7 protein-coding genes and 2 pseudogenes are annotated in these 9089 nt (G+C 22.5%); 6 read left to right on the top strand and 3 right to left on the bottom strand.

Translation table 4 applies throughout. The annotated features are described in order from the left end of the window. The 3 genes and pseudogenes from AB668_RS05240 to AB668_RS00930 all read right to left on the bottom strand — a co-directional run. Positions 1–300, bottom strand: a pseudogene (locus AB668_RS05240) (hypothetical protein); the annotation flags it as partial. Between the two features lie 211 nt (positions 301–511). Continuing rightward, positions 512–649, bottom strand: coding sequence for a hypothetical protein (locus tag AB668_RS05430; protein ID WP_201342682.1), 138 nt, complete (start codon positions 647–649; stop codon positions 512–514). Beyond that, positions 642–1250: a DUF6088 family protein gene (locus tag AB668_RS00930; RefSeq protein ID WP_050517230.1), complete on the bottom strand. Its 609-nt coding sequence runs from the start codon at positions 1248–1250 to the stop codon at positions 642–644. Before AB668_RS00930 ends, AB668_RS05430 begins: the two co-directional genes overlap by 8 nt. Positions 1251–1444: 194 nt before the next feature. Between AB668_RS00930 and AB668_RS00925 the strand changes: the two genes are divergently transcribed. The 6 genes and pseudogenes from AB668_RS00925 to AB668_RS05810 all read left to right on the top strand — a co-directional run. Beyond that, positions 1445–3034, top strand: coding sequence for an SNF2-related protein (locus AB668_RS00925; protein ID WP_050517229.1), 1590 nt, complete (start codon positions 1445–1447; stop codon positions 3032–3034). Positions 3035–3132: 98 nt separating this feature from the next. Further along, positions 3133–3408, top strand: a complete 276-nt coding sequence (locus AB668_RS00920; protein WP_050517228.1) for a hypothetical protein — start codon at positions 3133–3135, stop codon at positions 3406–3408. A gap of 73 nt (positions 3409–3481) precedes the next feature. After that, positions 3482–4027, top strand: coding sequence for a lipoprotein (locus AB668_RS00915; protein ID WP_050517227.1), 546 nt, complete (start codon positions 3482–3484; stop codon positions 4025–4027). A 409-nt stretch (positions 4028–4436) separates the two neighbouring features. After that, positions 4437–6272 (top strand): S41 family peptidase, encoded by a 1836-nt coding sequence (locus AB668_RS00910; RefSeq protein ID WP_050517226.1) that lies wholly within the window; start codon positions 4437–4439, stop codon positions 6270–6272. 12 nt (positions 6273–6284) lie between these two features. Further along, the gene (locus AB668_RS00905; protein WP_050517225.1) at positions 6285–8351 is read left to right on the top strand and encodes a S41 family peptidase; all 2067 of its coding nucleotides are present in this window, start codon (positions 6285–6287) and stop codon (positions 8349–8351) included. 449 nt (positions 8352–8800) lie between these two features. After that, positions 8801–9089: pseudogene (locus tag AB668_RS05810) on the top strand (hypothetical protein); the annotation flags it as partial.

Genomic DNA, 9089 nt, shown 5'->3' with positions numbered 1-9089 from the left:
AAAAATTCTAAATGCCTCAACACCATAAACGTGCGTCAAGTCTTTCAAAATATCATTTGAAAGATTCTTAGCAAGCATATAGTCACCATAATTTTTTGGTCTTAATTCTATTGATATTTCTTTTTTAGGTACGTATTCTCCATTTATTATATGACCTATGACAGGTCCGTTTTTTGGATAATTCTTACCATTTTTATATTCACATCCAATTCTTTGAATAACAGCTCATGATTTTCCTGTTAATTTAACGATAGTATTTTTTGGTCTTGGAACTTGCCTTATTTCTAATGGTACAGCCATAATATCTCTCCTTTTCTATAGTGTATTATATAGTATATTATAACATAAAAGACAAGTCTTTTAAAAGTATTTTTTAAAAATTTTATTAATTTTTCTAAACAAAAAGAGTACATTTTATTACTAAAACATACTCTTTTATTAAAAATCTTCATTTTTAATCTGTTTTTGTGCCATTTTAACCGAAAAATATAGTGTATATTTTTGGAATTCTTTAGTTAAATATATAATCTAATAAAAAGCTAACTCAATAATCCTTTTCTATAATTTCAGGAGACATATTACTTTTATTAGATGTTCTTTTAATTAAATTTTTTAAATCTCTAACAGTTCTTACATAAAATTTATTCATTTTTCTCCTTACAAATTTCTTTGATATGTTCATAAATTCATTTTGTTGTATGTTTTGCCTCAATTATTAAATTTTGTTTTTCAGTTTTAGTTAATCGTCATTTTATTCTATCTATATGATATTTTTTTACATTTCCTTTTCCTAATTCTTTTATCGCCTGGATAACTATTCTTGTTTTTAAAGACATATTAGATATTTCTCTAGGATTTACCTTTCTAAATTCTATTGTCATACCATTTATATTAAATGTTTTATATTTAGCATTAGAAACAAAAATAAGTTTAGCAGGAACTTGAGTAGATAAACTTAAAATATTTAAACAGGCTAGACCAAAAGGAGCAATATCTCAATTATATTTTCTTGCTATTGCATCAATTAACTCATAGATATCAAAGTCTTCATAATCCTTAATAAAATCACTATATTTAGGAGCATAATAAAAACCATTTATAATTCTTATAATTTTTTCTTCTTTTACTAATCTATTTAAAGTTCTACGAACAGTTTCATTAGAAGCTATATCTGAAAAATCGTCAGCAATAAATACTTTATCATATTCAAAAGTATCAATTCGATTTTGAATTTGTGATATATAAGTCATAATTATTCTCTCCTTTTCTCCCAAAAATTATATCATATTCGGGACAAATTCTCTTTAGAATGACTTTTGTATAAATATTTATTAAATATATCTACATTATAGTTTTAGGAAAAAATAAATATTTTATAGCTAAATAGATTTTTATTCTTAAAATAATATTGAATAATAATTTAAAAATTAGAAAGAAATAATTTATGGCGTTATTTAATAAACTTAAAGATTTTCAAAAAGAAGTTCTTCTTAAAAACAAAGATAAAACTAAACTAGGACTATTTCTAGATATGGGTTTAGGTAAAACTATTTTAAGTTTAAGTTTTTGTGAATATTTTAATGCTGATGCAATTATTGTAATTTGTCCAAAAGCTATTGCTGTAAAACAAGAAAATGAAAAAGGAAGTTTTACTGATCACTTAACAAATGATTTGAATTATGTTGTATATAATAAGTTTCAAAAAAATATTAAGAAAATTGAATTTGATAAAAATCAAAAAGAAGCATTAATTTTAAATTTTGAATCTTTTATAAATATTAAAGAAGAGAAAACGAGAGATAAGATCCCTCTCTTTTTAAAGAAATTTGTTTTTGCTCATAAAGATCAAAAAATAGCAATCATAATTGATGAAAGTCATAGAATAAAAAATAGCACACCTATAACTTCTAAAGTAATTACTAATTTTATTGAAGGAATTGAAAAATATAATAGAAGATATTTTAATAATGTAGATAAATTTAGATTGTATTTATTAACAGGAACTCCAGTTAGTATAGGATATGTTGACATATATAATCAACTAAAATTTTTAGGTTTAAAAATGACTAAAACTAAATTTCTTGAAAATTTTGCAGTGAGAAAAAACATAAAAAGTTTACCTGAATATAGAAGACCAATTAAAGGGTATAAAAACATAGATCAATTGGTTGAATTAATTAATAATTATGCAGTTTGCTTAAGAACAGAAGATGTAATAGAACTAAGTAAAATCAAAGAAGAATATATTGAATTACCGATCTCAAGAGAATTTAAATTATTAACACAAAAAGAAATCTTAGAAAGTGACTTATTCAAATTCTGTAATAAAAATAATATAGAAAACAATTACAAAGATGATAATTGTAACCTTGTTTATAATCCTTTTTATAGAAATTTAAGCTATCCAGAATATCATTGATTTGCAACAAATAGTACCGGTGGATATTGATTAAGAGCTAGACAAATTTCTATAGGCTTTCAAGGAAATGAGAAAAATTACAAATGATTTGATTATTCTAGATTAGAAAAATTAAAAGAACTATTATCTAAAAATCTTGATAACTATATTATCTTTTATAACTATGATGCAGAATATGATGAAATACTAAAAATATGTCAAGATTTAGAATATAAAATAGATACTTGAAACGGTAAAACTAAAACTGATAAATACTACAAAGAATATGAAAAACTAAAAAATACTAAAACATCTAAAAATAAAAAGAGAGTAATTATTGCAAATTATGCTTCTGGATCAACTGGAATGAACTGACAAAAATATACCAATACAATTTGATTTTCTGTAGCACTTTATAAAGATCACGTTCAATCAATGAAAAGAAATCATAGAATAGGCGTTGAAAATGATATTAAGTACTATGTTTTCTATCAAAATAACTTCTTAGATAAATCTATGATTGAAGCAAGAAGAAACAAAAAGAACTATACTGAAAAAATGTTTATCAAAGAAGAAGAAAACAAAAATTCAAAACAAGATATTGTTCAGAATCTAAAATTTGAATGAGCAGATTAATATAAATAAAAAGAGTGTCTTGTGACACTCTAAATTATTTAATTCAATTATAGTGGAATCATTAAACAGCATTGTTAGCAACTGGAGTAGGTTCTACGATGATTTGGATTTCTACTGATCCTTCGTATTTAGTTGAGTTTTCTTTTGCTGAAAGTTTTAATTTATTACCTTTTACAGTTGTAACTTCTAATTCACTAGCTACTAAATTTGCATCTGCATTTTTTGCATTAACTGCTTCAACAACTTTTTCAACATTACCTTTATCTGCGTCAGCTACTACAATTCCAGTTGTAACTATAACTAAATCAGTTAGTTTTTGTTTAACAACTACTGGTTTTTATTTCGGAGTTGACTTTTTTTTTTTTGTAAACTAAATATTGTTATGTGTATGTGTGCACATATAAACTAAAAACTACCTATCAATAAATAAAAAGAAAGGATATAACAGTGAAAAAGTTACTAACAATTTTAGGTTCATTTACAATGGCAACTACTGCTGGAGTTACTGCTGTTGCATGTAAAACAGAACAGAAAAAACCTGAAGAAAACAAAAAACCTGAAGAAAAAACTCCTGCACCTGAAGAAAAAACTCCTGCACCAGAAGAAAAAACTCCTGCACCAGAAGAAAACACAACACCTGCTCCAACAATCCAATGAACTGAAGAACAAAAAGAAATAATTAAAAATTTTTCACAAGATGTGAAAAATTTCTTAACTCAATTATTAAGTGATGAAAGTGATGACGTAACTAGTGATCATTATGAAGAACAAGAATTAAAGGATTTAATTACTGATTTAAGACTAGATGATTTATTAAATTTCACAGAAGAAGACTTCGGAAACCTATATGATGAAATTCTTGATGTCATTGTTGAATTAAATACACGTAACAATTATGAAGCTACATTAGGAGATATTGAAGACACTATTAATGATGATATTAAAGTTGTAGAAGAATACTTTTATGAACTTTTCAAAATCTATGAAAAATAAACTCATTTATCAACTTTAAAGATGTGATTGTTGGTTTCTGTAATTTAATCAACAAAATATAGAATATTCCAATTAATCATTAAAAAGACTAAGACAAAAAACACTTGAAAACCTATTTCAAGTGTTTTTTAATACTAATTTTTACTATTAGAATTATTTATTCAATTTTAAATTTTTACTTTACTTATAATTAAAACTTTATTGTTTAATGTTTTATTTACTTATATTTAAGTAATTATATTTAGTAGTTAAATAAAAATAACTAATAAAATAAATAAGATCTTGAATAGAAATATAGAGTATGGAAACTATAAGTGAAATAATTAATTTCATCAAAAACTGTTAAATAACTATTTAGAAATTTGATTTATTATATAATACACATAGAAAGTTTAAAGGTAGAATTAATATGCTTAAAGGTGCTAGTATTTTAACATTAACATTAAGTTCGTTTTTAGTAAGTTGTAGTTCAAATATTATAAACAAAAGTCCAAATTCTAATATATTAAATAAAGATCTAAATAATAAATTAAACAATAATACTGATCAAAAAAATAATAAAATTGATCAAAACCAAAGCAATACAACTCAAAAACAAGATAATAATAATGATACTAAAATAAATAATTTTATAAAAATAACTAAAGAATTAAATAACCAATTTCAAGTTCTAAATTCATCTTATAAAATCAATAGTTTAATTAGTTCTGTGTCTTTTGAAAATAAACAAATTGATCTAACTAAACATCAAGATATTGATTATGTTGATCTTGAACAATATGTAGATCTTTTAAAAGATATTTTAAATCAAACAATTTATAATGATAACTTATACAGTCTAACTCAATTATTAGAAACTAAAACAAATAATAATCAAATAACAATTAGTTTAACTAATAAATATCAAGCAAACGATAAAAATAAACATAAAGATTTTAGTTTAACTGAATTTATTAAATTTGATTATTTAACTCAACAAATAACTATTTCTAATGTTAATTTTTATAATTTATTAAATCCTTATCAAAATGAGTCTAATTTAGAATATTTTGATCATTTTAAATTACTTGAAAAAAAACCTTTAATTATAAATTTAAATAAATATGATATTTTTATTTTTAATAAAGAAAATAAATTATATTTACCTTTATTAGTTTTAAATCAAATCTTTTTGGCTGAATCTGAAAAACAAATATTTTTTAATAACAATAAAATTTTAGTTTTTGAAATCTTTGATCTTTTTAGTACTACAAATAATGAGACTAAAAAAGTACTAATTTCTAATAAAAAGAACTTAAAAATATCAAATCATCTAAAACAATTTCAATACAATTATTTATATTTTCTATTAGATAATTTTTATCCTATAAAATTAGATAAATCATATCAAACTTATTTAGAAAAATATAAAAATGATTTATTATCAGATGACTTAAAACATTTTAAGACCACTAATCTTTTAATAAGAGGTTTAAATGATATTCATACTAAGATCTTATTACAATCACCAATTTATGATCTAAATACAAATGATTCTGAATTAGAAATTAATAATGATAAGCAAAGAACTGATAGGGTAGCTAAATTTAGAAAATATGAACGAGATATCTCTAAGCTAGCTTCTGATTTACATGAAAAAGATATTAGATATACAAATGATAATAAAACAGCCATTATTAAAATAGATATTTTTCATAAATGATATACAGTAGATGCAGTTAAAAAACAACTTGAAGAAATTAAAAATAATAAAACTGTAAAAAATGTTGTTTTTGATCTTAGCTTAAATCGTGGTGGTAGTATTGTAGCTGTTTATCAGATACTAGGATATTTAACAGATCAAAAATATAATTATCATAAATTATATCCAACTACAAATGATAAACAAATCTTGCAAATTCAATCAAAAGTTGGAAGGTTTGATTTTAATTACTATATTTTAAGTTCACCAATTAATTATTCAGCTGGTAATTCTTTTGCAGCTATTAGTAAAACTAATAAATTAGCAAAAATTATTGGATTTAATTCTGGTGGAGGAGCTAGTGAAGTTAGAATTAGTATTCTGCCAACTGGTTCTATAATTAGAAAAAGTTCAATTTATACTTTAACAGATCAAAAGTGAAACTCTTATGAATATGAAGTAAAACCAGATATAGAGTTTGATAAAACTAATGATTATGATTTTAAAAAACTTTTTGATCTAGATTATATTCAAACAGTTATCAATAACGATCAAAATAAATAGAAAGGAATTATTATGAAATTATTTTTAATAAGGTTATTTAGTTCTTTTTTATTATCTAATAGTTTAAGTGGTAATTTAACTACTTTAAGTACTAGTCAAAATCAAAAATTAGAAATTAGTTTGAAAGAACATAACCTAAATACATTGGCAAAAAATCTTCAAAATACAAAAAAGAAAATCAAGCTATTTTTATATAAAAATATTGGATATGTTTCTGTTGATGAGTTTTTAAAAAGTGTCAAACCAATAATAAAACATGAAAAAATAGAACATAAATTTAATGATGATAAAACAACTATAACTTTAAAAAGTTCAAAAAATATCTATAATATAGAATTTAATTATAAAACTCAAATCATAACTGTTTCAGATTATAAAATCTTTACAGAAATTTTAAAAGACAAAGAGCGTGGTGAAGAACAATTACAAATAGAATTTAAAGGATTAGAAAATAAAAACCTAAACAAAGAATTTAAATATCATTTAAAAAACTATAACATTGAGATGTTAAAAGATTGAAGTGATGTTTATTTACCTATTGTTTTACTAAACCAAATCTTTTTAAATGAATCTAATATCCAAGTGTATTTTAATCAACAAGATGTTAATATTTTTAGATTTTCTGAATCAATTAGTGATATTATAAGTCAAGTAAATCTTAAAATGTCTGATGCTAACATCAAAAATGAAATTCCAAAAGAACTTAAAGAGTTTCAATATAATTATTTAAGTTTTCTATTTAATCATTATTATGCAATTAAATTAAATAATAATAAATCTTATAAAGATTATTTTAAAAAATATAAAACAAAAATTGTAAATGGAACTAATGATGAACATTATCTTGCAACAAAACAATTAATAGCAGATCTTGATGATCCTCACTCAGCATATGCTTTAGATGGGTTTTTTAACAAAAGTAAAGATTTTAATAAAACTCCAATAAAAATATCTAATCCAAATAATAGATCTAATAAACAAATTAAACTTCTAGATTTATTAGCTAAAAATGATCCAAGTAAAGTTGAATATGAAAACAATGTTATATCAGATGATACTTATATGATTTCTTTTAAAAAGTTTGAAGAAGATTCTGCTAAACATATTAAAAACAGTTTAGAACAAGCTCAAAGTAAAAATGTTAAAAACATTATTTTTAACCTAACACAAAATGGTGGGGGTTATATTGGTGCTGCTTATGAAATAATGGGTTTTTTAACAAATAATCCTTTTAACGTTTATACTTATAATCCTTTATCAAAAGAACAAAAAGTTGAAACTATAAAATCAAAATATAATAAATTTAACTTTGATTACTATATTTTAACTTCACCTTATTCGTTTTCGGCCGGAAATATTTTTCCTCAAATAGCAAGAGATAATAATTTAGCAAAAATCATTGGTCATCAAACTTTTGGTGGGGCTTCAGCAATTGGTTATTCAATTCTACCAACTGGAGATATTATTCAGTTAAGTACTAATAATGTTTTTACAAATAAAAACTTTAAAAGTTTAGAATTTGGTATTCAACCAGATGTGAAATTAAAAAACGATGTATATAATAATACTAAAGATTTATATGATCCAAACACACTTTTAGAACTTATTAAAGAAGCTAAAAAAACTAAATGAAGATCAAGTGATCATCTAATTAATCAAAATAACTTATTAATAGAACAATCAAAAAATCAAACTAATCAAAAACCCAAAAGACAACCACAAAACAACAATAATCAAACTCAACAAAATCAAGAATCTAGTTTAGATAAATTAATTAAAAATAAATCTTTAAATATTACTAAAAATGATTTAAATACTATAAAAAATAAACTATTAGAAATTAATCCAAATTTATCTAATAGAGAACTAATAGTAGAACTAAAAAACAACAATACAGCTGATGTTTATTTAAAAAATAATTCAAATGATAAAGTTACTATTAAACTTGTTGTTATTAAAGAACCTCATATAAAAAACTCTAATAAGTTGGTTATTATTTTAATTTCAAGCCCATTAGTTATTGTTGTTTTATTAGTGTCTAGTTATTATATTTTTAAAAAAGTTAAAAATAAAAAATAGTCTGTTTATTAATTAAAGAATTCCAAAAATATACACTATATTTTTCGGTTAAAATGGCACAAAAACAGATTAAAAATGAAGATTTTTAATAAAAGAGTATGTTTTAGTAATAAAATGTACTCTTTTTGTTTAGAAAAATTAATAAAATTTTTAAAAAATACTTTTAAAAGACTTGTCTTTTATGTTATAATATACTATATAATACACTATAGAAAAGGAGAGATATTGTGGCTGTACCATTAGAAATAAGGTAAGTTCCAAGACCAAAAAATACTATCGTTAAATTAACAGGAAAATCATGAGCTGTTATTCAAAGAATTGGATGTGAATATAAAAATGGTAAGAATTATCCAAAAAACGGACCTGTCATAGGTCATATAATAAATGGAGAATACGTACCTAAAAAAGAAATATCAATAGAATTAAGACCAAAAAATTATGGTGACTATATGCTTGCTAAAAATCTTTCAAATGATATTTTGAAAGACTTGACGCACGTTTATGGTGTTGAGGCATTTAGAATTTTTGCCATTGCTATTATGAAAACATTAAACCCAGATGCAAATGATTCTTTAATAGAGAAATATTATGAAGAATCATTTTTATCAGTAGATTTTCCAAATATGAAATTATCAAAAAGTACCGTTTCAAATTTTATTTACAAGCTTGGTTGTGACACCAATAAAATTATTGAATTTATTAGAAAAAGGGTTGAAAAAACAAATGCAAATGACCTTG

It is taken from the genome of Mycoplasma sp. HU2014, assembly GCF_001199495.1.
In the GTDB taxonomy this organism is placed as follows: domain Bacteria; phylum Bacillota_I; class Bacilli_A; order Mycoplasmatales; family Mycoplasmataceae; genus Mycoplasma.
Note: the sequence above shows the minus strand (reverse complement) of the source record. Positions and strands in the feature narration are given on the sequence as shown.